Raw genomic sequence first — 24368 nt, forward strand, 5'->3', positions numbered from 1 at the left:
CCGATTGTGGACGCGGTGGGCGCCCGGCGGGCGCCCACCGCAGCCGCGTACCGGTCAGAAGGTGTGCTCGGCGGCCGGGAACTCGCCGCCGCGGACCTCGTCGGCGAACCGGCGGGTGGCGTCGGTCAGCGCGCCGGCCAGGTCGGCGTAGCGCTTCACGAAGCGCGGGGCCCGCCCGGTGCGCAGGCCGGCCATGTCCTGCCAGACCAGCACCTGCGCGTCGGTGTCCGGGCCGGCCCCGATGCCGACGGTCGGGATCGGCAGCTCCGCGGTGATCCGCTTGGCCACCTCGCCCGGCACCATCTCCAGCACCACCGCGAACGCGCCCGCCTCGGTCACCGCCCGCGCGTCGGCGAGCACCTCGTCGGCCGTGTCGCCCCGCCCCTGCACCCGGTACCCGCCGAGGGTGTGCTCGCGCTGCGGGGTGAAGCCGATGTGCGCCATCACCGGGATGCCAGCGTCGACGATCGCGCCGATCTGCGCCGCGTAGCGCTGGCCGCCCTCCAGCTTCACCGCGTGGCAGCCGCCCTCCTTCATGAACCGCACCGCCGTACGCAGTGCCTGCGCCGGCCCCTCCTCGTACGAGCCGAACGGCAGGTCGCCGACGACCAGCGCCTGCCGGGTGGCCCGCACCACCGCGCGGACCAGCGGCAGCAGCTCCTCGGCGGTCACCGGCAGCGTCGTCTCGTAGCCGAAGACGTTGTTCGCCGCCGAGTCGCCGACCAGCAGCGCCGGGATGCCGGCGGCATCGAAGATCGACGCCGTGTACTGGTCGTACGAGGTCAGCATCGACCACCGCTCACCGCGCTCCTTGGCGGCGAGCAGGTCGCGGGTGCGGACCCGTCGGGTGGCCGGGCCGCCGTACAGCGCCGTGACCTCGGTCGGGGTGGACTCCACCATGACTGTCTCCTTTCCTCGAGGCCGCCTGCGCGGTCCCCGGGCTCCGCCGATCGTCGCACCGGGCGGGCGGCGGCGGGAGGAGGCAGTGCAGGATCTCACTCTCCGGCGGCGGCGCGGTCCGGCCGCCGGGCACCCGGCGGACCACGCTCCGCGCCGCCCCGGCGACCGGCGCCGGGTCAGCCGTCCTCGCGCCAGCGGTTGGTGATCGGCAGCCGGCGGTCCCGCCCGAACGCCTTCATCGAGATCTTCGTGCCGGGCGCCGACTGCCGGCGCTTGTACTCGGCGGTGTCCACCATCCGCAGCACCCGGTCGACGACCGCCGGGTCGTGGCCGGACTCGACGAGCCCGGTCCGGCCGAGGTCGCCGTCGACGTACCCGATCAGGATCGGGTCGAGCACGTCGTAGTCGGGCAGCGTGTCGCTGTCGAGCTGGCCGGGGCTCAGCTCGGCGCTCGGCGGCTTGCCGATCGAGTTCTCCGGGATCGGCGGCGTCTCGCCCCGGCGGGCGGCGTCGGCGTTGCGCCACTTCGCCAGCCGCCAGACCAGCGTCTTCCACACGTCCTTGACCGGGTTGAACCCGCCGACCGAGTCGCCGTACAGGGTGGAGTAGCCGACCGCCAGCTCGCTCTTGTTGCCGGTGGTGAGGACGAGATGGCCCTCCTGGTTCGACAGCGCCATCAGCAGCACCCCGCGTACCCGGGCCTGGAGGTTCTCCACCGCCACCCCGGACAGCGACAGGTTCGCCAGGTAGGTGTCCACCATCGGCTGGATCGGCTGGACCCGGTAGTCCAGCCCGGTGCGCTTGGCCAGGTCCTCCGCGTCCTCCCGGGAGTGCTCCGAGGAGTGCTGGCTGGGCATCGACACCCCGACCACCCGGTCCGGGCCGAGCGCGTCGACCGCGAGGGCCGCCGCCACCGCCGAGTCGATGCCGCCGGAGAGCCCCAGCACCACCGACGGGAACCGGTTCTTGTCGACGTAGTCGCGCAGGCCCAGCACCAGCGCCCGCCACACCTCGGCCTCGGCGGCCACCGGCTCGATGATCCCGCCGACCGCCACCTCGCCGGTGGCGGGCGGCGGCACGTCGCCGACGTCGGCGCGCACGATCCGCATCCCGTCGGCCAGCTCCCCGTCGCCGCCGACCGGTGCCGGCGCCGCCGGCAGCTCGACGTCGTGCACCAGCAGGTGCTCGACGAACTGCGGGGCGCGGGTCAGCAGCGTCCCGTCCGCGCCCACGATCATCGAGTCGCCCTCGAAGACCAGCTCGTCCTGCGCGCCGACCATGTTGACGTACGCCACGGCGGCGCCCGCCTCGGCGGCCCGGCGGCGCACCAGCGGCAGCCGGATGTCGTCCTTGTTCAGCTCGTACGGCGAGCCGTTGATCGTGACCACCAGGCCCACCCCGGCCCGCCGGGCCACCGCGAACGGGCCGCCGGCCTGCCACAGGTCCTCGCAGATGGTCAGCGCCACGTCCACCCCGCCGACCCGCACCACGGTCAGCGTGTCGCCGGGCACGAAGTAGCGGTCCTCGTCGAACACGCCGTAGTTGGGCAGGTGGTGCTTGAAGTAGGTGGCCACCACCTCGCCGCGGTGCAGCACCGCGGCGGCGTTGCGGGCCCCGTGGCCCGGCTGGGCGTCGGCGCTGACCTGGGGCGGGCCGTCCGCGTCCAGGTAGCCGACCACCACCGGCAGCTCGCCGAGGCCGTCGGCGGCCAGGTCGGCGGCGAGGCGGCGCAGCGCGGCCTGGGACGCGGCGACGAAGGACCGGCGGAAGACCAGGTCCTCGACCGGGTACCCGGGCAGCACCATCTCCGGGAACAGGACGAGCTGGGCGCCGGCGTCGGCGGCCCGCCGGGTCCACCGGCGGACCAGGTCGGCGTTGCCGGCGAGGTCGCCGACGCTCGGGTTGACCTGGGACAGGGCGAGACGCAGGGTGGGCATGCCCTCATCTTGCCCCAGCCGGGCAGGCCCGACACGACCGGCGGCGCGAGACGGCGGACACCGGGCCGGGGCGCTCCGAAGACCCGGTCCACGGCCGTGGGGACCCGGCCCCGGCCCGCCCGCCAGGGGGGCGGGACACGACAGGACGGGGCCGGGATGGTCGCGTAACGTCTTCGTAAAGGACCCGGTGGAGACTGGGCGGTCAGGCCCGACCGGTGGTGGGCAGAGTGTCGCGAGGGGTGGAAGTGGACCGTCAGCAGGAGTTCGTCCTCCGTACGCTGGAAGAGCGCGACATCCGGTTCGTCCGGCTGTGGTTCACCGACGTGCTGGGCACCCTCAAGAGCGTCTCGGTCGCGCCCGCCGAGCTGGAGGCGGCCTTCGAGGAGGGCATCGGGTTCGACGGCTCGGCGATCGAGGGCTTCGCCCGGGTCTTCGAGTCCGACATGGTGGCCATGCCCGACCCGACCACCTTCCAGGTGTTCCCCTTCGAGGGCGGGGTGAGCGGCGAGAGCGCCCGGATGTTCTGCGACATCCTGCTCCCCGACGGCGGCCCGTCCTGGGCCGACCCCCGGCACGTGCTGCGCCGGATGCTGTCCAAGGCCGCCGAGAAGGGCTTCACCTTCTACACCCACCCGGAGATCGAGTTCTTCCTGCTGGAGAACGGCCCGCAGGACGGCTCGGTGCCCATCCCGGTCGACACCGGCGGCTACTTCGAGCACACCACCCACGCGGTGGCCCGGGACTTCCGCCGGCAGGCCGTGCTGGCCCTGGAGCGGATCGGCATCTCGGTGGAGTTCAGCCACCACGAGGTCGCCCCCGGCCAGCAGGAGATCGACCTGCGCTACGCCGACGCGCTGACCACCGCCGACAACATCATGACCTTCCGGCACGTGGTCAAGGAGGTGGCCCTGTCCACCGGGGTGCAGGCCAGCTTCATGCCGAAGCCGTTCACCGACCAGCCCGGCAGCGGCATGCACACCCACCTGTCGCTGTTCGAGGGGGAGCGCAACGCGTTCCACGACGGCGGCGACCCGATGAAGCTGTCGAAGGTGGCGAAGTCGTTCATCGCCGGGCTGCTCGTGCACGCCCGGGAGTACACGGCGGTCACCAACCAGTGGGTCAACTCGTACAAGCGGCTGTTCCCGCAGGCGCTGCCTGACCGGATCACCGAGAGCCCGGCGTTCGTCTGCTGGGGGCACCTGAACCGATCCGCGCTGGTCCGCGTCCCCGCGTACGGCAAGCCGAACTCCGCCCGGGTGGAGGTCCGCTCGCTGGACTCGGCGACGAACCCCTACCTGGCCTTCGCGGTGCTGCTCGGCGCCGGCCTCAAGGGCATCGAGGAGGGCTACGAGCTGCCCCCGGGCGCCGAGGACGACGTCTGGTCGCTGAGCAGCGCCGAGCGGCGCGCGATGGGCTACGAGTCGCTGCCGGAGAACCTGTCCGAGGCGATCGACGTGATGGCCGGCTCCGAGCTGGTCGCCGAGGTGCTCGGCGAGCACGTCTTCGACTTCTTCCTGCGCAACAAGCGGGCCGAGTGGGAGCAGTACCGCCGCGAGGTGACCCCCTACGAGCGGCAGCGCTACCTGTCGCTTTAGGCCGCCGCCGACGCGGGTTGTCGGGGGGTTGCGGCGGGCCGCTATCGTCTCGATCACCGCGCCGGCACCCCCGCCGGGCGGTAGGTGGTCGGGAGGCAGTCGGTGCTGGAGGATCTGCTCAGCGGAGCCTGGCAGAGCGTCGTGTTCGGGATCGTCGGGGTGGGGCTGATGGCGGCCGGCTTCGGCCTGGTCGACCTGCTCACCCCGGGGAAGCTGCGCGAGCTGATCTGGGTTCGGCGTAACGCCAACGCCGGGCTGCTGCTCGCCGCGAACCAGCTCGGCATCGCCGGGATCGTGTTCACCGCGATCCTCACCAGCTACAGCGACTTCGCCAAGGGGCTGGCCTCCACCGTCGTCTTCGGGCTGATCGGCCTGCTGGTCATGGGGCTGGCCTTCTTCGTGCTGGACCTGCTGACCCCGGGCCGGCTCGGCCAGATCATCTGCTCCGACGAGCCGCACCCGGCGGCCCGGGTCAGCGCCGCCACCCACTTCGGCGCCGCGCTGATCGTCTGCGCCTGCATCGCCTGAGGCCGGTCCAGCCTGGGGAGGGGTCGCCGTCGTGCCCGACGTGCTCAGCTACGCCGATGCCGTACGCCTGCTGGGCGGCGAGAAGAGCCGCCTCGTCGACTGGTTCGACCGGCTGACCGGGGGTGTGCTGCTGGCCGCCTCGGTGTCGACGCCGGCGCTGCTGGGCATCTTCGACGCCAAGGCGGAGTTCGTCCGGCTCGGCCACGACCTGGTGCGCTCCGTCGTCGAGCAGCGTTCCGGCCTGTCCCGGTACGGCCGCACCCGCCGGCTGGAGGCGGCGCACGCGGTGATCGCGGTGACCGCCTTCTTCGAGGCCCTCCAGGAGTGCGACCTCCCGCTGTCCCTCGCCGAGCTGGGGGTCAGCAAGGCCGAGCAGCTCACGCTCGCCGGCTCCGGCGCCACGCTGCCGGAGACGGTCGTCCGCGACATGTTCGCGCTGCCCACGCCGGTGCCCCGGGCGGAGCTGCCCTACCAGCGGCTGCGGCATGAGCTGGCCGACTACTACCTGGGACTCGCCGCGCGGCTTGAGGCATTCCTCGAAGGGCTGACCAGGTGGCTGGAGGTGCCCGCGCACCGCCGGGCGGCCTTCAGCGCCGCCATGCGTGAGCTGCCGGCCCTGGCCGCGGACCGGCACCGGGACCTGCTCACCGCGCTGGCGGCGGACTTCCCGGAGGTCGCCTTCTGGGCCGGGATCCACGAGCACCAGGCGACCCGGGGCGAGGTGGCAGCCCTGGCCGTGGGGCTCGGCGAGCTGCGCCGGGAGCTGCGTGACCTGGCCGTCGGCCGGGCGCCCGACGCGCGACGGGAGGCGCTGGCCCGCGCGTGCGCCGCCCAGCTCGACCGGCCGGTCATCGAGTCGGGGGACGTCCCGGACGGGCTGCGGGTGCCGACCCTCGGCGCGGCGTACGTGCCGCCGCTGTGCCGGGTGGCCGCGCTGGACGCCGACGCCCGGCCCAGCGACGAGTCGTGGTGGGAACAGCAGCCGGTCCGCGCCGACCTGCCCGCCTTCCTGACCGGCCACCTGACCTCACCCGGGGCCCCGCACGCGCCGCTGCTCGTGCTCGGGCAGCCCGGCTCGGGCAAGTCGGTGCTGACCCGGGTGCTCGCCGCCCAACTGCCGGCCACCGACTTCCTCGCCGTCCGGGTGGTGCTGCGCGAGGTGCGAGCCGAGGCGGACGTCCAGGACCAGATCGAGCAGGCCGTCCGCGCGGCCACCGGGGAGCGGCTCGACTGGCCGGCGCTGGCCCGGTCCGCCGGCGACGCCCTGCCGGTGGTCGTGCTCGACGGCTTCGACGAGCTGCTCCAGGCGACCGGGGTGACGCAGACGGACTACCTGTTCCGGGTGGCCGCCTTCCAGCGCCGGGAGGCCGAGCAGGGACGGCCCCTGGCGGTGCTGGTCACCAGCCGGACCAGCGTCGCCGACCGGGCCAAGCCACCGCCCGGCACGGTGGCCCTGCGGCTGGAGCCGTTCGACGAGTCGCGGATCTGGCACTGGGTGCGGATCTGGAACGAGACCAACGCGGGTTCCTGGCGGGCCGCCGGGAAGCGTCCGCTGGATCCGTCCGTGGCGCTCGCCCACCGGGAGCTGGCCGAGCAGCCCCTGCTGCTGCTGATGCTCGCGCTCTACGACGCCGACGGCAACGACCTGCGGGCCGCCGGGGGCCTGCGCCAGGGCGAGCTGTACGAGCGGTTGCTGACCCGGTTCGCCCGGCGGGAGGTGGCCAAGCACCGGCGCGGCCTGCCGGACCGGGAGCTCGACCGGGCCGTGGACGACGAGCTGGGCCGGCTCGCCGCGGTGGCGTTCGCCATGTTCAACCGGGGCACCCAGTGGGTGACCGAGGACGAGCTGGAGGCCGATCTCGCGGCCCTGCCGTTCCTCGCCGCGCCCCTGCCCGAGGCCCTGGGGCCGGCCGGGTTCCGGGCCCCGCTGCGGCCCGCGGAGACCGTCTTCGGGCGGTTCTTCTTCGTGCACCGGTCCCAGGCCCTGCGGGCCGACGACCGGGTGGCGACCTACGAGTTCCTGCACGCCACCTTCGGGGAGTACCTGGTGGCCCGCACGACCGTGGCGGTGCTGACCGAGCTGGCCGCGCGGGAGGCCGCCACGAGCCTGCTGCGCACGAACCAGCTCGACGACGACCCGCTGCACGCCCTGCTGTCGTTCGCGACGCTGACCGGGCGGGTACCGATCGTGGGCTTCCTGTCCGACGCCCTGCGGGCCCTGGCGCCCGAGCGGCGGGCCGCCGTGGCCGACGTGCTGGTGCGGCTGTTCCGGGCGGCGCACGAGGCCCGCCCGCCCCGGCGCTTCGAGGCGTACCGGCCCCGGCCGCTGCCGGTGCCGGCCCGGCACGCGGCGTACAGCGCCAACCTGCTGGTGCTCGGCCTCTGCGCGGCCGACGCGCTGCGCGGGCGGGACCTGTACCCGGGGCACCCCGACGTCCGGTCGGCGTGGCGCGGTCAGGCCCTGCTCTGGCGCTCGCAGCTCGACGAGACGCAGTACCGCGGCCTCGTCGAGGCGGTCACCCTGCAACGACTCGGGACCGGGGTGTACCCGGACGTCCGGCTGCGGCTGGCCGACCCGCGCTCGGTGCCGGAGCCGGTGGACCTGTCCTGGACGTACCCCGACCCGGAGCCGGAGGACCGCAACCGGGTCCGGTTCGTGCCGCAGCTCGAACAGTCGGCCGCGGAACAGGCGAACTTCGAGTGCGTGCCTCGGGCGGACGCGAACCGGCACGCCCTGGAGTCGTTCGTCGCGGCGTTTCCGGACGCGTTCCGGATGGTCGTGGTCACCGGCTCGGGTCACCGGTCGGCGGCGCGGGCCATGATCGACCTGCTGCTGCTACCGGTGAGCGACGTCGCCCCGGCGGTGCGGGCCGGGATCTACCGCACGGTCCGGGTCCTGCTGCGCGCGACGCACAGCGTTTCGCAGAGCAACCGCCTGTCGGTCCTGCTGTTCGACGGGCTGGCCGTGGACCCGCACGTTCCGCCCGCGCTGGTGGCCGAGCTCGCCGACCCCGGCGCCGTGCCGAGATGGTCGTACCCGGCGCGGGCCGCCCAGGTCCGCTGCTGCCTGGCCTTCCTGGGGCGGGACGCGACCGCGGACCGGTTGCTCGGCGCTCGGGTGGTGTACGGCCTGACCGAACTGCTGGGCTCGGCCGATCCGGAGCACGCCCGGCTCGTCGCCGAGGCCGTCCGTCGTCTCGACGAGCGGAACCTGCTCGACGGCCACCGGATCCCGCCGGAGGTGGCCGACCTCCGGCACCCGACCCGGGTGAACCGGCGCGGCGCGGCGGAGCCGCCGGCCCCGTGACCGGCCCCGGGTCACCGCCCCGGCCGGTTCCAGCGTCGGCCCGGCGGCCCGGAGGGGACCACGCCCGCGGGCGCGGCCCCACCCGTTCCCGGGCGGGGCCGCGCCCGCGTCAGGTGTCACGCGGCCCGCGGCACGGGCGCGTCACGTGAGAGGCGTCACCTGCCGGCGGACTCGCCGCCCGCCGGGCCGCCGCCGTGGCCGCGGCCACCCCCGCCGGGGAAGACCCCGGCCTCGACGGCCTTGGTGATCGCGTCGGCCTGCTCCTGGGTGAGCTTGCCGTCCTTGACGGCCTGGTCCAGCCGATCCTTCAGCTTGGCCTGCCGGTCGGCGGCGTCGGGGCGCTCGCCCCGCTCGCCCCGCTCCGGCCGGTCGGCCCTGTGCTGCTCGCGCACCTTGTCCAGGGCCGCGGTCACCTTGTCCGTGGAGACCCCCAGCTCCTTGGCGAGCGCCTCGGCGAACTCGGACTGCCGGTCGGCCCGCTGCTGCTGCCGGTCGGTGCCCTCGCTGCTGCTCGCGCTCGGGGTCGGGGTCGAGCTGTCCTCGGCGAACGCGACGGCCGGCGCCGCGATCCCCACGGTGAGTACGCCCGCCGCCGCGAGGCCGGCCAGCAACTGCTTCTTGGAAATCGTGCGGGACATTCGTTCTCCACTTCGTCGCTCGGATGCGATGACCTCACCGACAGTGATGGAGTGAGCTGGGTGAGGGCCGTGGCGAACCTGTCAGGAAGCTGAAAATCCGGTTTCGAATCGGGGACAAACCAGTTGCCACGGGATGGTCCGGCATAAAGGGTGGGATCGAGTCGAGCAGAGAGGCGGGCACCCGTTGACCACCCCCACCATCCGAGAGACCGTCCTGCCGGACGCGGGCTGCGGGCCGTACGGGATCACCGCCGGGCCGGACGGCGCGCTGTGGCTGACCCTGGTCCGCACCGGCGGGATCGCCCGGGTGACCGCCGACGGCGCGGTGTGGACCCACCCCGGCGACCCGGCGAGCCGCCCGCTGGTCATCGCGGCCGGCCCGGACAACGCGCTCTGGTTCACCCGCTCCGGGGACGACCGGATCGGCCGGGTCACCACCGACGGGTCGGCCACGTCGGTCGCGTTGCCGGCCGGCAGCGCACCGTGCGGCATCGCCGCCGGCCCCGACGGCGCCCTCTGGTACGCGGGGATGAGCAACGACACCGTGGGCCGGGTCGGTACCGACGGGACGGTGACCGCGTACCCGCTGCCGGTCAGCGGCGGATTCCCGTCGATGATCACGGCTGGGCCGGACGACGCCCTGTGGTTCACCCTCAACCAGGCGAACGCCGTCGGCCGGATCGCGCTGGACGGCGCGGTGCGCCTGCACCCGCTGCCCACCGACGCCGCCGGGCCGGTCGGCATCACGCTGGGCGTCGACGGGGCCCTCTGGTTCGTCGAGATCGCCGCCGGCCAGCTCGGCCGGATCACCCCGGACGGCCGGATCGAGGAGTACCCGCTGCCAGACCGGGCCGCCCGGCCGCACGCGATCGTCGCGGACCCGGCCGGCGGCTGCTGGTTCACCGAGTGGGCGGCCAACCGCATCGGCCATGTCACCCCCGACGGCCGCGTCGACGCGTACGACCTGCCCACCCCGGACTCGGAGCCGCACGGCCTCGCGGTCCTGCCCGACGGCACGGTCCACGCCGCCCTGGAACGCGGCGCGGTCGCCCACCTGACCCCCGGAGGGGTCAGCGGACGGCGGGCGCGACCGTGAGGGTGCCGGCGTCGGCGTCGAGGGTGGCCGGGACGCCCACGCCGACCGTGAGCTGGCCATGTCCGTGGCCGATCGGCAGGCCGCCGAGAACCGGGACGCCGAGGTCGCCGAGACGCTCGGTCAGCACGTCGGCGACGCTGGTGTCCCAGCCGTCGGCGCAGTCGGTGAACTGCCCGACGGCCACCCCGGCCAGGCCGGCCAGCGCGCCGGCCCGGCGGAGCTGGGTCAGCATCCGGTCCACCTTGTACGGCGGCTCCCCGACATCCTCGACCAGCAGCACGGCCCCGGTCAGGTCCGGCATGTCCGGGGTGCCCAGCGAGGCGACGACCAGGCAGAGGTTGCCGCCGAGCAGCGTCCCGGTGGCGCGGCCGGGGACGCGGACGGCGAAGGTCTCCTCCCCGGGCCCGGCGGCGACGGTGACCGGCTCGGTGGTCATCAGCGCGGCGTGCAGCGACTCGGACGAGCGCAGCGGGGTGCGCTCGTCCAGCCAGGCCGCGCCCGGGCCGTGCACGCCGGCCAGCCGGGCACCACGCCAGAGGGCGAACTGCAACGCGGTGATGTCGGAGAAGCCGGCCACCACCTTCGGGTCCCGGCGCACCGCCGCCATGTCGACGGCGTCCACCACCCGCTGCGCGCCGTAGCCGCCCCGGGTGCAGACCACCCCGCGTACCGCCGGGTCGGCGAACGCCGTGTTCAGGTCGGCGGCGCGCAACTCGTCCGCCCCGGCCAGGTAACCCCGCCGGGCGTACACGTTGGGCGCGAGGACCGGCCGCAGCCCCCAGCCGGTGAGCAGCTCGACGCCCCGGGCCACCCGCTCCGGCCGGGTCGGCCCCGACGGGGACACCAGCATCACCGTGTCCCCGGGCCGCAGGACCGGTGGGCGCAGGACGGCGTCGTCGGTGATCACAGCCGCTGAGCCTAGCCGCCGGCCGGGACCCCCGGGCCGGCCCGCCGGCGTCCGGCCGGTGCCGTCCCGGGAGGCGTCGCGCCGAGGCGTTCCGGGCCGCGGGCGGGGCACCCGATAGCCTCGACGGCGTGGCAACCGCACTGGTGATCGAGAACGATCCGACCGACGACCCCCGACGGCTGGGGGACTGGCTGGTGGAAGGGGGCCTGGAACTGCGGGTGCTGCGCCCGTACGCCGGGGACGAACTGCCCGCCGACCTCGACGGGTACGTGGCCCTCGTGGTGCTCGGCGGTCCGCAGCAGCCGTACCCGCTGCCCGACGGCACCCCCGGGGCGCCCTGGTTCCCGAAGCTGGAGGGGCTGCTGCGCAAGGCGGTCCGGCGTCGGGTGCCCACCCTCGGCATCTGCCTCGGCGCGCAACTCCTGGCCACCTCGCACGCCGGCCTGGCCGAGCGGAGCCCGTCCGGGCCCGAGGTCGGCCCCGCCGTGGTCGGCCGCCGCGACGCCGCCGAGGCCGACCCGCTGTTCCGGTACGTGCCGCTGATCCCCGACGTGTTCCAGTGGCACGTCGACGAGATCACCGAGCTGCCGCACGGGGCGACCCTGCTGGCCGCCTCCACCCGCTACCCGCACCAGGCGTTCCGCCTCGGCGACCGGGCCTGGGGGTTGCAGTTCCACATCGAGTGCGACACCGCGATGATCGCCGACTGGGCGACCGACTCCGCCCTGCTCGACGAGCTGGGCTACGACCCGGAACTGGTGGTGGCCGCCTGCGACCGGGTGATGGCCGACGTGGAGGAGGTGTGGCACCCGTTCGCGATCCGGTTCGCCGCCCTCGCCCTCGGTGAGCTGGGCGACGACGACGTCCGGCGCAACCTGCCCCTGCTCGGGCACTGACCCGTGATCAGCAGACCGGCCCGGGGCCGGCTGGCCCGCTACGGCTTCGGCGCCGCCGACGGCGACAACGGCTCCCGGGCCGCCGACCTGCTCGGCCCGGCCGGGCTCGGCCTGTGGCGGCCGGAGGAACAGGAGCCGGTCGACGAGCGGGCCGCCGAGCTGCTGGCCGCCCTGTCCCGGGCCGCCGACCCGGACCTGGCCCTGCGCCAGCTGCACCGCCTCGTCGAGGCCGAGCGCCGCGCGGCCGGCAGCACCGGCGGCGGGTCGACGGGTGCGCGCCGGGCCGCGGGTGCCACCGGAGCAGGCGGCGGGCCGGCGGACCCCGCGCGCCGGGCCCCGGGGGGCACCGGCGTCGCCGGCAGGCCCGCCGACTCGGCGCTGCTGCACGCCCTGCACGCCGACCCGGGGCTGTGCCGGCGGCTGGTCGCCGTGCTCGGCGCGTCGTCGGCGCTCGGCGACCACCTGGTGGCCAACCCCGACCAGTGGCCGGTGCTCGCCACCGCCCCGGACGGGCTCGCCCCCGCCGCCGAGGGCCGGCTGGACCTGGCGGCGGCGGCCCGGGTCACCGCGTCCACCCAGCCGATCGCGGTGCTGCGCCAGGCGTACCGGCTGGCCCTGCTGCGGATCGCGGCGGCCGACCTGACCGGCGGGCGCGCCCTGGAGCAGACCATGGCGGCGCTCTCCGCGCTGGCCGACGCCACCCTCGGCGCGGCCCACGACATCGCGGTGGGCGAGCTGCCCGAGGGCACGCCACGGCCCCGGCTGGGCGTGGTGGCGATGGGCAAGTGCGGCGGCGGCGAGCTGAACTACGTCTCCGACGTCGACGTGATCTTCGTCTGCGCCGAGGACGACGAGCTGCCGGCGGCCACCACGGTCGCCACCCGGCTGATCCACATCTGCGGGCTGGTCGCCTGGCCGGTCGACGCCGCGCTGCGCCCCGAGGGCAACCGGGGCCCGCTGGTCCGCACCCTGGCCAGCCACCTGGCGTACTACCGGCGCTGGGCGCGCACCTGGGAGTTCCAGGCGCTGCTCAAGGCCCGCCCGGCGGCCGGCGACCTGGCGCTGTCGCAGGAGTGGATCGACCGGCTCGCCCCGCTGGTCTGGCGGGCCGCCGAGCGGCCGGAGGCCGTCGAGGACGTCCGCTCGATGCGCCGCAGGATCATCGACAACATCCCGCCGAAGGAGCTGGACCGCGAGATCAAACGCGGCCCGGGCGGGCTGCGCGACATCGAGTTCGCCGTCCAGTTGCTGCAACTGGTGCACGGCCGGGGCGACGAGGCGCTGCGGGCACCCGGCACCATCCCCGCCCTGCGCGCCCTGGTGGCCGGCGGCTACGTGGGCCGGGCCGACGGCGAGGGGCTGCTGCGCGGGTACCGCTTCCTGCGCGGCGTCGAGCACCGCCTCCAGCTCCAGGGCCTGCGCCGCACCCACACCGTGCCGGCCGACCCGGCCGGGCTGCGCTGGCTCGCCGCCGCGCTCGGCTACGCGGCCACCCCGGGCCGCAGCGCCGTCGAGGAGTTCCGCGTCGAGTGGGTCACCCACGCCACCGAGGTACGCCGGCTGCACGCCAAGCTGCTCTACCGGCCGCTGCTGGAGTCGGTGGCCCGGGTCCCCGCTGACGGGCTGCGGCTCACCCCGGAGGCGGCCCGGCACCGGCTGGAGATCCTCGGCTTCGCCGACCCGGCCGGGGCGCTGCGCCACCTCCAGGCCCTCACCGGCGGGGTGAGCCGTACCGCCGCCATCCAGCGCACCCTGCTGCCGGTGCTGCTCAGCGAGTTCGCCGACGCGCCCGAGCCGGACCGGGGGCTTCTCAACTACCGGCAGGTCTCCGACAAGCTGGGCAGCACCCCCTGGTACCTGCGGCTGCTGCGCGACTCCGGCCCGGTGGCCCGCCGACTGGCCCGGGTGCTCAGCTCCTCCCGGTACGCGGCCGACCTGCTGGCCCGGGAGCCGGAGGCGCTGCGGCTGCTGGCCGAGGAGAACGAGCTGACCCCCCGCCCCCGCGGCGTGCTCTGCGAGGGCTTCGCCGCCGCCGCGGCCCGGCACGCCGACCCGGTCGAGGCGACCCGGGCGGTGCGCGCGTTGCGCCGCCGGGAACTGGTCCGGATCGCCTGCGCCGACGTGCTCAGCCGGGCCGGGTCGCTCGCCCCCACCCCGACCCGCCCCGACCCGGACGGGCGGGCCGCGCTCGGCCTCGCCGACGTGACCGCCGTCGGCACGGCCCTGGCCGGCGTCACCGACGCCACCCTCGCCGCCGCGCTGCGCGCCGCCCGGGCCGCCCAGCCGGGCCTGCCCGGGCTGCGGTTCGCGGTGATCGGCGTGGGCCGGCTCGGCGGGTACGAGTCGAACTACCTCTCCGACGCCGACGTGCTGTTCGTCTACGACCCCCCGTCCGGGGCGGACGAGGGCGCGGCCAGCGCCGCCGCCCACGCCGTCGCCGAGGAACTGCGCCGGCTGCTCTCCGCCCCGGCCCCCGACCCGCCGCTCGGGGTGGACGCCGACCTGCGCCCGGAGGGCCGGCAGGGCCCGCTGGTGCGCAGCCTCGCCGCGTACGCCCAGTACTACGCCCGCTGGTCGAAGGTGTGGGAGGCGCAGGCGCTGCTGCGCGCCCGGTTCGTCTGCGGCGATGCCGACCTGGGTACGGAGTTCGAGGCGATGGTCGACCCGGTCCGCTACCCGGCCGACGGGCTGACCCGGGAGCAGATCGTCGAGATCCGCCGGATCAAGGCGCGGGTGGAGACCGAGCGGCTACCCCGGGGCGCCGACCCGGCCACCCACACCAAGCTGGGCCGGGGCGGCCTCGCCGACGTCGAGTGGGCGGTGCAGCTCCTCCAGCTCCGGCACGCCGGCCGGCTGCCGGCGCTGCGCGGCACGCGTACCCTCGACGCGCTCGCGGCGGCGGCCGACGCCGGCCTGGTCGACCCGGCGGACGCCGGCGAGATGGCGGCCGGCTGGACCCTGGCCGCGCAGGTCCGCAACGCGCTGATGCTGGTGCGCGGCCGGGCCGGGGACCAGTTGCCCCGGCACGGCGTGGAACTGGCCGGGGTGGTCCGGCTGCTCGGCCGGGACGACCCGGGCGAGTTCCTCGACGAGTACCTGCGCACCGGCCGCCGCTCCCGCGCGGCGATGGAACGGGTCCTCGACGCCGGGGCCTGAGCACCGGCGCCGAGGACGGTTGGCCACCCGTCGATCCGAACGCGACCCAAGGGGGACGTTATGACGAGAAATCAGCCGGTGACGCGGTAGTTGCCGGCGCTCGGCACCGTCACCACGGTCCATGCACCGTCCGGGGCGAGCGCCGCCTGACCGTCCACCCGCAACCAACGGCTGTGTCGTACCCGTACCCGGACCGTTCCGGGGCCCGACATGCGCAAGGTCAGCGACGCGGCATCCTGCCCCACCAACTCCCCGGGGGCGGCCACCAGCGGGGTCGGGTCGGACACCGTGTAGAGCCGCCAGTGCCGCTCGGACCAGACCTCGGTCAGGTACGGCAGGCCGCCGTCGACCAGTTCCGCCTCCGCGCGCCCCACCCAGGACAGGTCGGCGTCGGGCACGGCGACGTACTGCACGGCGTTGTCGGTTAGCCAGGCCCGGTAGCTGTCGGCGGTCAGCGGAACGCCGGTGCCGGCGGCTCCCGGCACGGTCGTGAAGAAGAGCGGATTGCGGGCGATGTCGGCCTGCCGCAACCAGCCCCGCGCCAGCGGGACGTCGCCGAGGAGGGCGGCCTCCCAGTAGTCGCGGGTCGGCGGCACCTCGACCCGCCCGGTGAGCCCACGCCGGGCCAGCTCGGCGCGCAGCGGGGCGAAGTAGGCCGGCACGGTCGTCGGGCCGCCGACGCCACGCAGGTCGGCCGGCACCACCGGGGGCTGCCACCAGCAGACGGCGGCCAGCAGCGCCGCCAGGGCGGTGCCGGCCGCCCCGCCCCGACGCAGCGCGGCCGGCAGCCGACAGGTGGCCCGCTCCGGCAGCCGGGCGGCAGCGGCCAGCACCGGCAGCGCGAACATCACCACCAGGCGGGTCGCGTTCAGGCCAACGGGCGTGTGCACCAGCGCGGCGACGAGCACCCCCGCCGCCGACAGCAGCGCGCCCACCCGCACCGGCCGGTACGCCACCAGCGCGGCCACCACCAGGCTGGTCAGCGCGGCGCGCAGCGTGTCAGTGCGGCTGATGTTCATCCAGCCGCCCTCGCCGAACAGCACCCCGGTCACGGCCAGCGGGGCCGCCGCGGCGACCCCGAGCAGCAGGCCGTCGCCGAACCGGCGGGTGAGCAGCAGCGCGGCCCCGGCCAGCCCGACGAACAGGCCGGCGACCGGGCTGGTCGCCGAGGCCAGCAGTGCCGCAGCAGCGACCAGCCCGACGCGCAGCCGGCGTCGCCCCGCAGCGGCGTCCGGGGGCAGGGTGAGCGCGAGCAGCGCGGCGAGCCCGAACGCCACACCGAGGCCGTAGGTGACCCGGCCGGAAACGAGGTTGCCGACGATGGTGACCGCCCCGACCAGGCCGCCGAGCAGCGGGCGGGGCACCCCGGTACGCACCAGCAGCGCAGCGAACGCCGCCGTCGCGACCACCAGCGCGAGGACGCCGGTCACCCGGACGCCGAGGACAGCCATCACCGGCGGGGAGACCAGGCTGTAGCCGAGGGGCTGGATGCCGCCGTACCACCGCAGGTCCACCAGGGCGGGGCCGTGCGCGGCGAAGAAGTCGGCGCGGGCCACCTGGGCCGAGAGATCGGAGCCCATCCTCGGCAGGAGCAGGTACCCCACGCCCAGGACGGCCGAAAACCCGGCGGACACCGCCACCACCGCACCGCGTCGCATGCCCACCTCCGTACCGCGACCACCGTACTGGCAGCATGGCGGGCGTGCCTCACCACCTCGCGCGCTGGACGGGTCTGACCGGTTCCCTGCTGCTCGCCGTGTCCGCGTACCTCGGCGGGGCGTTCCCGAAGGGTGACCTGCGCCCCAACCCGGTCAGTATCTGGCAGGGGCCGAACGGGCCGCTGATCATCGCGGCCTGGCTGCTCGGCACCGCCCTGATGGCCTGGGCGTGGTGGTCGCTGCGGGACGGGCCGCCGTCCGCGCGCTGGGCCCTGGTCACCGTCGGGCTCTGGCTGCTGCCGCTGCTGGTCGTCCCGCCGATGGCCAGCCGGGACGTCTACGCGTACGCCTGCCAGGGCGCCAGCTACGCGAACGGGATCAGCCCGTACGAGCAGGGTGTGTCCGCGCTGCCCTGTCCGTGGCTGGACTCCATCTCGTACATCTGGCGGGACACCCCGGCCCCGTACGGGCCGCTGTTCGTGGTACTCGCCGGCGCGGTGATCAAGGCGACCGGGTCGTTGACCGCCGCCGTCGTCGCGTTCCGGGTGCTCGCGGTCGCCGGGGTGGCGCTGACCGCCGCCTGCCTGCCGGTGCTGGCCCGCCGCTGCGGGGTCCCCGTCGGGCGGGCGCTCTGGCTGGCCCTGGCCAGCCCGCTCATCGGCGTACACCTGGTGGCCGGTGCGCACAACGACGCGCTGATGGTCGGCCTGCTGGTGGCCGGCCTGGCGGTGGTGGCCGCCCGGCCCGGGCGGCCCGGCCCGCTGCTGGCCGGCGGGGTGCTGCTCGGGCTGGCCGTGTCGATCAAAATCACCGGTCTGGTGGTGATCCCGTTCGCCGCGCTGGCCGCGTCGGTCGGGCCGTACCGGATCCGGACGCTGGTCCGCGACGGCGGATGGGTCGTCGGCGGCGCGGTCGCCACCGTGGTCGGGGTGACCTTCGCCGCCGGCCTGGATTTCGGCTGGATCAGCGGCCTGGAGAGCGGGGGCGACGTGATCGCGTGGACCTCGCCGTCGACCGCCGTCGGGCAGACCGTCGGTTACCTCGCGGTGATCTTCGGGGCGCACGTCGACGCCCTGCCGGTGGCCCGGGCGATCGGCGTGGTCGTGCTGGCCGTGGTGCTGGTCTGGCTCTGGTGGCGGGCCCGCACCCGCGACCCGCTCTTCCACGCCGGCCTGGCGCTGGCCGCCACCGTCGCGTTCTCCCCGATCGTGCACCCCTGGTACTGGATCTGGCCGCTCACGGTGCTCGCCGCCACCGCCCGCGACGGCGTCTGGTTCGCCGGGGTGGCGTTGGCAGGATCGTTCCTGGTACTGCCCGACGGCACCGGGCTGGCCCGGTACACCAAGCTGCCCGGTGCGCCGCTGATGACGCTGTTGCTGATCTGGGCGGCCGTCCGGTTGGTACGGTCGGCCAGGGCCGACCGCGCGCCGACCCCAGCCGCCGCAGGAGCCGACTGAACAGGGGTGCGCCGGTGACCGTCCCCGGCGAACCGCCCGCCCCCTCCCGCCGGCGGGCCGCGCTCGCCCGTTGGGCCGGGCTGCTCGGCGCAGTGCTGCTCGCCGTCGCCGGCTGGCTGGGCGGGGCGCTGCCCGAGATCGCCGACGGCGGCCCGGTCGACACCTGGCGGGGCCCGCACGGGCCGGCGGTGCTGGGCTGCTGGCTGGCCGGCACCGCGCTGATGGTCGGGGCGTGGTGGGCGCTGCGCCGGGGTGCCCCGTCGGCCCGGTGGGCGTACCGCACCGCCGGGCTCTGGCTGCTGCCGCTGCTGGCGACGCCGCCGCTGGGCAGCCGCGACGTCTACTCGTACGCCTGCCAGGGCTGGTCGTACGCGCACGGGCGCGACCCGTACGAGGTGGGGGTGGCGGCGGCCGGTTGCCCGTGGCTGGACTCGGTCGCCCCGATCTGGCGGGACACCCCCGCGCCGTACGGGCCGGTTTTCGTGCTGCTCGCCGCCCTGGCGGCGACCGTGGGCGGCGGGTTGGCCGGCACGATCGCGGTGCTGCGGCTGTACGCCGTGGCGGGGGTGCTGCTGACCGCGCTCTGCCTGCCGGGGCTGGCCCGGGCGGCCGGCGCGCCGACCCGGCGGGCCGCCTGGCTGGCGCTGGCCGCGCCGCTGGTCGGGGTGCACCTGGTGGCCGGCGCGCACAACGACGCGGTGGCGCTCGGCCTGCTGCTGCTGGCCCTGCTGGTGCTGGTCCGCCGGCCCGGCCGGCCGCGACCGCTGCTGCTGGCCGGGGCGCTGCTCGGGCTGGCCGTGTCGGTGAAGGCGACCGCCGTGGTGGTGCTGCCGTTCGCGGCGCTGGCCGCCGTGCTCGGCCGGTACACCTGGCGGGCGCTGCTGCGCGACGGCGGCTGGCTGGCCGGCGGCGCGCTGGGCGCGGCGCTGGCGACCTCGCTGGCCTCCGGGCTGGGCCTGGGCTGGGTCGGCGGGCTGGCCCGCAGCGCCGACTCCGCGCAGTGGACCTCGCCGCCGACCGCCGTCGGCTTCGTCGTCGACTACGCAGGGGGACTGGTCGGCCGGCGGCCGGACGCCGTGCCGGTGGCCCGGGCCACCGGCCTGCTGCTGCTCGTGGTGCTGCTGGTGGCCCTGTGGTGGTGGGCCTGGCGGTCGCTGCGCCGGCTCAACGGCGTCCGGCGGCGGGCCCGCGCCGTGGCGGCGGCCCGCCCCCGGGTGGCCCTGCTCGGGGCGGGCCTGGCGCTGGCCGCCACGGTCGCCCTCTCCCCGGTCTTCCACCCCTGGTACGCCCTCTGGCCCCTGACGCTGCTGGCCGGCTCGGTGATCCGGGCCGCGCGGACCACCTGGTTCGTGCTGCCGTGCGCCGTCGCCGCCGTCCTGACGCTGCCGGACGGCAGCAACCTGGCCCGGTTCACCAAGGCCCCCGGCGCGATCGCGATGACGGTGCTGGTGGTGGTGCTGGCGGCGTGGGCGGCGTGGGCGGGGTGGGCGTTCGTGGCCGCCCGCGCTGCCCGCGCTGCCCGCCCCGACGCGGGTGGTGCCGACCCGGAGGCGCCGGGCATCTCCTCCTGACGCCTTGGGAGCTGAATCGTTTACGACATCGCACGCGGCGGCCGGCGCGGGTCGCGTGCCGGCCGGCCGCGGGACGGTCCGCCGAACCCGCCGAGCGACCCGGCCCGGTGCGGTCGGGCGGCCGGGGTCGAAGCGGGCGGCTGGGGCGATCAGGCACTCGGTCCCCGGTGCGGCGTCCGGGCCTCGGGGGCGGTCGAAACACGACGGAGGTGCTTGACGGGGCCGGTGCCGGGACCTACGTTTAACGCGTAAGTTAATTAACGAGGTGGTTAAGAGCGTGGCAACCGATCGACTCAGCGTCATCTTCGCGGCGTTGGCGGACCCGACCCGTCGGGCGATCCTCGCCCGGCTCGCCGAGGGGGACGCCACGGTCTCGGAGCTGGCCGAGCCGTTCGCGATCAGCCTTCCGGCGATCTCCCGGCACCTGAAGGTGCTCGAAAGCGCCGGGCTGATCTCCCGGAGCAGGTCCGCCCAATGGCGCTCCAGCAGTCTCAACCCGGAGCCGCTGCGAGAGGCGACGGCCTGGATGGAGCGGTACCGGCAGTTCTGGGACGCGAACTTCGACCGGCTCGACGCGCACCTGCGGCGGATGCGGCAGGCGCAGGCGACGCCCACCGACGACGAGAGCACGCAGTGAGAGAGGACGACACCATGACCGAGACCGCAGCCACCGAGACGCTGGTCATCACCCGGGTCTTCGACGCCCCGCGCGAGCTGGTCTACCGGGCCTTCACCGACCCCGACCAGCTCGCCCAGTGGTTCGGGCCGGTCGGCTTCTCGGTGCCCCGGGAGACCGTCAGCGTCGACGCCCGGGCCGGCGGCTACCAGCGCTTCACGATGGTCAACGACACCGACCCGAGCTTCACCTCCCCGGTCGACGCGACGTTCACCGAGGTGGTCGAGAACGAGCTGCTTGTCGGCTACGAGGAGGTCCAGGGCGTCCCCGGGTTCCCGGACGGGGCCCGGCTGGAGGTGCGGATCGAGTTCCACGACGAGGGTGGGGACCGGACCCGCCTGGTGCTGCGGCAGGGCCCGTACACCCGGGAGGTCGAGGCCGACGCCCGGGAGGGCTGGGACAGCTCCTTCGGCAAGCTGGACGCCCTGCTCGCCCGCTGAACGGGGAGCGGTCGCCCCGCCCCCCGTCGGCCGGCGGGGCGACCGGCGGTGCAGCGTACCGCCCGCGGGTGGGGCAGGGGCGCGTCGAGTCGGGTGCGACGGTGTGTCCGGCGGCGGTGCGTCAGGCGACGGACGCAACCGGCCGGGCCGGCCCCGCGGGTGCGGAGCCGGCCCGGCCGGTGCTGAGGGAGCGTGCTGACCCGAGGGCTCAGCAGTCGAAGTACATCGCGAACTCGTGCGGGGTCGGGCGCAGGCGCACCGGGTCGACCTCGTTGGCCCGCTTCCACTCCACCCAGGTGGAGATCAGGTCTGGCGTGAACACGCCGCCGTCGAGCAGGTAGTCGTGGTCGGCCTCCAGCGCGTCGAGCACCTCGGGCAGCGAGCCCGGAACCTGCTTGACCGAGCCCCACTCCTCCGGCGGCAGGTCGTACAGGTCCTTGTCGATCGGCTCCGGCGGCTCGATCTTGCTCTTGATGCCGTCCAGGCCGGCCATCATCATCGCCGAGAAGGCGAGGTACGGGTTGCTCGACGGGTCCGGCACCCGGAACTCGACGCGCTTGGCCTTCGCGTTGCTGCCGGTCACCGGGATGCGGGTGCAGGCGGACCGGTTGCGCTGCGAGTAGACCAGGTTGACCGGGGCCTCGTAGCCGGGCACCAGGCGGCGGTACGAGTTGATCGTCGGGTTGGTGAAGGCCAGCAGCGACGGGGCGTGGTGCAGCAGGCCGCCGATGTACCAGCGGGCCATGTCGGACAGGCCGGCGTAGCCGGTCTCGTCGTAGAACAGCGGCTCGCCGTTCAGCCACAGGCTCTGGTGGGTGTGCATGCCCGAGCCGTTGTCGCCGAAGAGCGGCTTCGGCATGAACGTGGCGGTCTTGCCGTTGACCCAGGCCTCGTTCTTGATCAGGTACTTGAAGAGCTGGAGCTGGTCGGCCGACTGCAGCAGGGTGGAGAACCTGTAGTTGATCTCCGACTGGCCGGCGGTGCCGACCTCGTGGTGCGAACGCTCCACGGTGAAGCCGGCGTCGACCAGGCGGCGGACCATGCTGTCGCGCAGGTCGGCGTAGTGGTCGACCGGCGGCACCGGGAAGTACCCACCCTTGTACGGGGTCTTGTACCCGCGGTTTCCGCCCGGCTCCTCCCGGCCGGAGTTCCAGGCGCCCTCGATCGAGTCGATGTAGTAGAACGACTGGTGCGCCGAGGTCTCGTGGCGGATCGAGTCGAAGATGTAGAACTCCGCCTCGGCGCCGAAGTAGGCGGTGTCGGCGATGCCGCTCGCGGCGAGGTACGCCTCGGCCTTCTTCGCCACGTTCCGCGGGTCCCGCGAGTACGCCTCGCGGGTGAACGGGTCGTGGATGAAGAAGTTCAGCGCGAGGGTCTTCTGCGCGCGGAATGGGTCGATGAAGGCGCTCGCGACGTCCGCGAGCAGGAGCATGTCCGACTCGTGGATCGCCTGGAAGCCGCGGATCGACGACCCGTCGAAGGCGAGACCGTCGGTGAAGACGCTGTCGTCGAAGGACTCCACCGGCAGGTTGAAGTGCTGCATCACGCCGGGCAGGTCACAGAAACGTACGTCGACGAACTTCACGTCCTCGTTCTTGAGGTATCGCAGGAGTTCCTCGGGATTGGCGAACACACGTCCTCCTGGCACGTCCACGGTGGCTGGCTCCTGGCGACGCTATGACCGCACGGTTGCCCGGCCGTATCTTGAGTGTTTCTGTCGTGTTACGTCGCTCGCGCTGCGTCATCTTCGCCGGTCAGTCGCCATCCGCTGTCCGTTCGGACGATACTCGGCATGGCGTTGTAACGCAGATTACCGCCTTTGGTCCGATTCGGCGGTCGGTGCCACTCCGGCCACTCCGGCACGCCTGACTACCCTTGGCGACTGTGACCACGCCGCAGCATCCCGCACCGCCCGCCGCCGACCCCGGTTTCGTCCCGCCCTCCCTGGGCCGCCGGTTCGGCGCCCTGGTGATCGACTGGGTGCTCTGCCTGCTGGTGTCCAACTTCTTCGCCGACCCGGTCCGCGACGGCTGGGCGCCCGTCGTGGTGCTGATCGTCGAGTACGCCTTATTCCTCGGCCTGTTCGCCCAGACCCCCGGCATGTACGTCACCCGGATCCGCTGCCTGTCCTGGGCCGACGGCGGCCGGGTCGGCCTGGCCCGTGCGCTGCTGCGCGGCGTCCTGCTGGCCCTGGTGATCCCGGCCCTGCTCATGGACGAGCACCGCCGCGGCCTGCACGACCGCCTCACCGGCTCGGTGATCACCCCCGCCCCCCGCCCCTGACGCCCCGCCCCCGCCCCGCTCGTCACCGCGCTGATTCACGGAAAGAGTGGCCTCCCCACCGTGGAAGGCCACTCTTTCCGTGAATCTGCGCGAAGCTGCGGTGCTCGGGGCGGCCCGGGACGTGGGCGTCCCGGCGCGCGGGGCCGGGGGAGTGGGGTCGGGGGAGCGGGGTCAGCGGCCCCGGGTCTGGCGGAAGGCGCTGCGCGGCGGGCGCATGTTCTTCGGGATCGCGCCCTTGGGCATCTGCGGGCGGGCGGTGAGCGCCTTGAGCCGCTTGTCGAGGGCGTTGACGTCCTTGCCGCTGAGGTTGCGCGGCAGCCGCATCAGCGTCATCCGCAGCTTGCGGATCGGCAGCTCGCCCTCGTCCTGGCCGATGACGTAGTCGTAGAGCGGGGCCGTGCCGATCACCTTGGCCAGTCGCCGCTTCTCCTGCCCCAGCAGGCCGCGGATCCGCTGCGGGTTCCCCTCGGCCAGCAGGATCACGCCGGGACGGCCGATGACCAGGTGCACCATGTCCATCTGGGTGGTGGCGCTGACCGCCGGGGTGACCCGCCAGTCGCCCCGCATGTTCTCCATGATCTGCGCCGCCGCGCCGGGCTGCCCCTCGGCGGCGTTCATCATCGCCTTGTTGGACCGCAGGTTGAGCACGATCAGCACGGCGAGCAGGGTGAGCAGGATGCCCAGCGGCAGCCAGAGCCAGCCCCAGAGGATCACCGCGACCACGGTCAGCGCGAGCGGGATCAGCACCGCGCCGGCGGTCAGCGGCGCGAACCACCGGTCCTGCTTGGCGGTGAACTGGAACACCATCCCGATCTGCTTCAGCCGCTGGCCGAACGAGACCTTCTCCTGGGGCTTTGCCATGTCGAGGAGTCTAGTGGTCGCCGTGCAACCGGTTGACCCGCGGCCGGTGCCCCGCCCAGGCGGGGGCCCTCCCGGCGGCGGGCTGAGTACCTTACGCCGCTCCGGGGCGGCCCGGACGGCCTGGTAAGGAGGCGGGGCGGTCGAAGATCAGGTGCTGCCCTCATGCGGCGGGGGGACCTGCGCGCGGAGAGTCAGTGTCGGCAGCTCAACCCGCACCACGAGGAGCCCGACATGTTCGGCAACGACGCAGGCTTCCTGCTCTCCATCCACCGCGCGCACGCCGCCGAGCTGCGCGCCGACGCGGACGCGGACCGGCTCGCCCGGTCGGTGCCCCGCCGGCACGGCCGCGACTGGCTCGGCCGCCGCCGCCACTCCCACCATTCCCACCACACCGGTGACACCCGCCGGTGACGCCGCCCACGCCGCCGGCAGCTCCGCCCGCGCCGGCGGCGTCCTCGCCCG

19 protein-coding genes are annotated in these 24368 nt (G+C 74.9%); 12 read left to right on the forward strand and 7 right to left on the reverse strand.

The genetic code is table 11. The annotated features are described in order from the left end of the window. Nucleotides 1-54: 54 nt before the first annotated feature. Both panB and OOK41_RS11170 read right to left on the reverse strand, forming a co-directional pair. Nucleotides 55-900 (reverse strand): 3-methyl-2-oxobutanoate hydroxymethyltransferase, encoded by an 846-nt coding sequence (panB, locus tag OOK41_RS11165; protein ID WP_117669030.1) that lies wholly within the window; start codon nucleotides 898-900, stop codon nucleotides 55-57. 176 nt (nucleotides 901-1076) lie between these two features. Continuing rightward, nucleotides 1077-2837: an NAD+ synthase gene (locus OOK41_RS11170; RefSeq protein WP_266264406.1), complete on the reverse strand. Its 1761-nt coding sequence runs from the start codon at nucleotides 2835-2837 to the stop codon at nucleotides 1077-1079. A gap of 245 nt (nucleotides 2838-3082) precedes the next feature. Between OOK41_RS11170 and glnA (OOK41_RS11175) the strand changes: the two genes are divergently transcribed. The 3 genes from glnA (OOK41_RS11175) (at nucleotide 3083) to OOK41_RS11185 (ending at nucleotide 8267) form a co-directional block, all read left to right on the forward strand. Beyond that, nucleotides 3083-4432 (forward strand): type I glutamate--ammonia ligase, encoded by a 1350-nt coding sequence (gene glnA, locus OOK41_RS11175; protein ID WP_117669028.1) that lies wholly within the window; start codon nucleotides 3083-3085, stop codon nucleotides 4430-4432. 102 nt (nucleotides 4433-4534) lie between these two features. Continuing rightward, on the forward strand, nucleotides 4535-4960 hold the full coding sequence (locus tag OOK41_RS11180; protein WP_266264409.1) for a DUF350 domain-containing protein: 426 nt from the start codon (nucleotides 4535-4537) through the stop codon (nucleotides 4958-4960). Between the two features lie 31 nt (nucleotides 4961-4991). Further along, nucleotides 4992-8267, forward strand: a complete 3276-nt coding sequence (locus OOK41_RS11185; RefSeq protein WP_266264411.1) for an NACHT domain-containing NTPase — start codon at nucleotides 4992-4994, stop codon at nucleotides 8265-8267. A gap of 155 nt (nucleotides 8268-8422) precedes the next feature. On the opposite strand, the gene OOK41_RS11190 is transcribed toward OOK41_RS11185, so the two are convergent. Further along, on the reverse strand, nucleotides 8423-8905 hold the full coding sequence (locus OOK41_RS11190) for a hypothetical protein (protein ID WP_266264413.1): 483 nt from the start codon (nucleotides 8903-8905) through the stop codon (nucleotides 8423-8425). Between the two features lie 184 nt (nucleotides 8906-9089). Here OOK41_RS11190 and OOK41_RS11195 point away from each other — a divergent pair, with 184 nt between their 5' ends. Continuing rightward, a complete protein-coding gene (locus tag OOK41_RS11195) occupies nucleotides 9090-10001 on the forward strand; it encodes a virginiamycin B lyase (protein WP_266264414.1) in 912 nt (303 codons plus the stop codon). Here the strand turns inward: OOK41_RS11195 and OOK41_RS11200 are convergent. After that, nucleotides 9976-10908: an LD-carboxypeptidase gene (locus OOK41_RS11200; protein WP_266264415.1), complete on the reverse strand. Its 933-nt coding sequence runs from the start codon at nucleotides 10906-10908 to the stop codon at nucleotides 9976-9978. The two genes, OOK41_RS11195 and OOK41_RS11200, sit on opposite strands and share 26 nt — an antisense overlap. A gap of 128 nt (nucleotides 10909-11036) precedes the next feature. Between OOK41_RS11200 and OOK41_RS11205 the strand changes: the two genes are divergently transcribed. Then, nucleotides 11037-11804: a type 1 glutamine amidotransferase gene (locus tag OOK41_RS11205; protein ID WP_117669023.1), complete on the forward strand. Its 768-nt coding sequence runs from the start codon at nucleotides 11037-11039 to the stop codon at nucleotides 11802-11804. Between the two features lie 6 nt (nucleotides 11805-11810). Continuing rightward, nucleotides 11811-14960, forward strand: a complete 3150-nt coding sequence (locus OOK41_RS11210) for a bifunctional [glutamine synthetase] adenylyltransferase/[glutamine synthetase]-adenylyl-L-tyrosine phosphorylase (RefSeq protein ID WP_266267779.1) — start codon at nucleotides 11811-11813, stop codon at nucleotides 14958-14960. A 71-nt stretch (nucleotides 14961-15031) separates the two neighbouring features. Here OOK41_RS11210 and OOK41_RS11215 read toward each other — a convergent pair whose 3' ends face one another. Continuing rightward, nucleotides 15032-16618: a hypothetical protein gene (locus OOK41_RS11215; RefSeq protein ID WP_266264417.1), complete on the reverse strand. Its 1587-nt coding sequence runs from the start codon at nucleotides 16616-16618 to the stop codon at nucleotides 15032-15034. Nucleotides 16619-16662: 44 nt separating this feature from the next. On the opposite strand from OOK41_RS11215, the gene mptB (OOK41_RS11220) reads away from it, so the two are divergent. The 4 genes from mptB (OOK41_RS11220) (at nucleotide 16663) to OOK41_RS11235 (ending at nucleotide 20762) form a co-directional block, all read left to right on the forward strand. Continuing rightward, the gene (gene mptB, locus OOK41_RS11220) at nucleotides 16663-18075 is read left to right on the forward strand and encodes a polyprenol phosphomannose-dependent alpha 1,6 mannosyltransferase MptB (RefSeq protein WP_266264419.1); all 1413 of its coding nucleotides are present in this window, start codon (nucleotides 16663-16665) and stop codon (nucleotides 18073-18075) included. 14 nt (nucleotides 18076-18089) lie between these two features. Further along, the gene (gene mptB, locus OOK41_RS11225) at nucleotides 18090-19646 is read left to right on the forward strand and encodes a polyprenol phosphomannose-dependent alpha 1,6 mannosyltransferase MptB (RefSeq protein ID WP_266264421.1); all 1557 of its coding nucleotides are present in this window, start codon (nucleotides 18090-18092) and stop codon (nucleotides 19644-19646) included. 277 nt (nucleotides 19647-19923) lie between these two features. Then, on the forward strand, nucleotides 19924-20283 hold the full coding sequence (locus tag OOK41_RS11230) for a helix-turn-helix transcriptional regulator (protein ID WP_266264424.1): 360 nt from the start codon (nucleotides 19924-19926) through the stop codon (nucleotides 20281-20283). Nucleotides 20284-20297: 14 nt separating this feature from the next. After that, on the forward strand, nucleotides 20298-20762 hold the full coding sequence (locus tag OOK41_RS11235) for an SRPBCC domain-containing protein (protein WP_266264426.1): 465 nt from the start codon (nucleotides 20298-20300) through the stop codon (nucleotides 20760-20762). A 208-nt stretch (nucleotides 20763-20970) separates the two neighbouring features. On the opposite strand, the gene glnA (OOK41_RS11240) is transcribed toward OOK41_RS11235, so the two are convergent. Then, complete coding sequence (gene glnA, locus OOK41_RS11240; RefSeq protein ID WP_117669018.1) at nucleotides 20971-22395, reverse strand: type I glutamate--ammonia ligase; 1425 nt, start codon at nucleotides 22393-22395, stop codon at nucleotides 20971-20973. A 251-nt stretch (nucleotides 22396-22646) separates the two neighbouring features. On the opposite strand from glnA (OOK41_RS11240), the gene OOK41_RS11245 reads away from it, so the two are divergent. Continuing rightward, a complete protein-coding gene (locus tag OOK41_RS11245; protein WP_117669017.1) occupies nucleotides 22647-23045 on the forward strand; it encodes an RDD family protein in 399 nt (132 codons plus the stop codon). A 171-nt stretch (nucleotides 23046-23216) separates the two neighbouring features. Here OOK41_RS11245 and OOK41_RS11250 read toward each other — a convergent pair whose 3' ends face one another. After that, nucleotides 23217-23906 (reverse strand): DUF4191 domain-containing protein, encoded by a 690-nt coding sequence (locus OOK41_RS11250; protein ID WP_117669016.1) that lies wholly within the window; start codon nucleotides 23904-23906, stop codon nucleotides 23217-23219. Between the two features lie 162 nt (nucleotides 23907-24068). Between OOK41_RS11250 and OOK41_RS11255 the strand changes: the two genes are divergently transcribed. Beyond that, complete coding sequence (locus tag OOK41_RS11255) at nucleotides 24069-24317, forward strand: hypothetical protein (RefSeq protein WP_243639673.1); 249 nt, start codon at nucleotides 24069-24071, stop codon at nucleotides 24315-24317. Nucleotides 24318-24368: the final 51 nt, after the last annotated feature.

Origin of the sequence: Micromonospora sp. NBC_01655, assembly GCF_026339755.1 — a bacterium.
Classification (GTDB): domain Bacteria; phylum Actinomycetota; class Actinomycetes; order Mycobacteriales; family Micromonosporaceae; genus Micromonospora.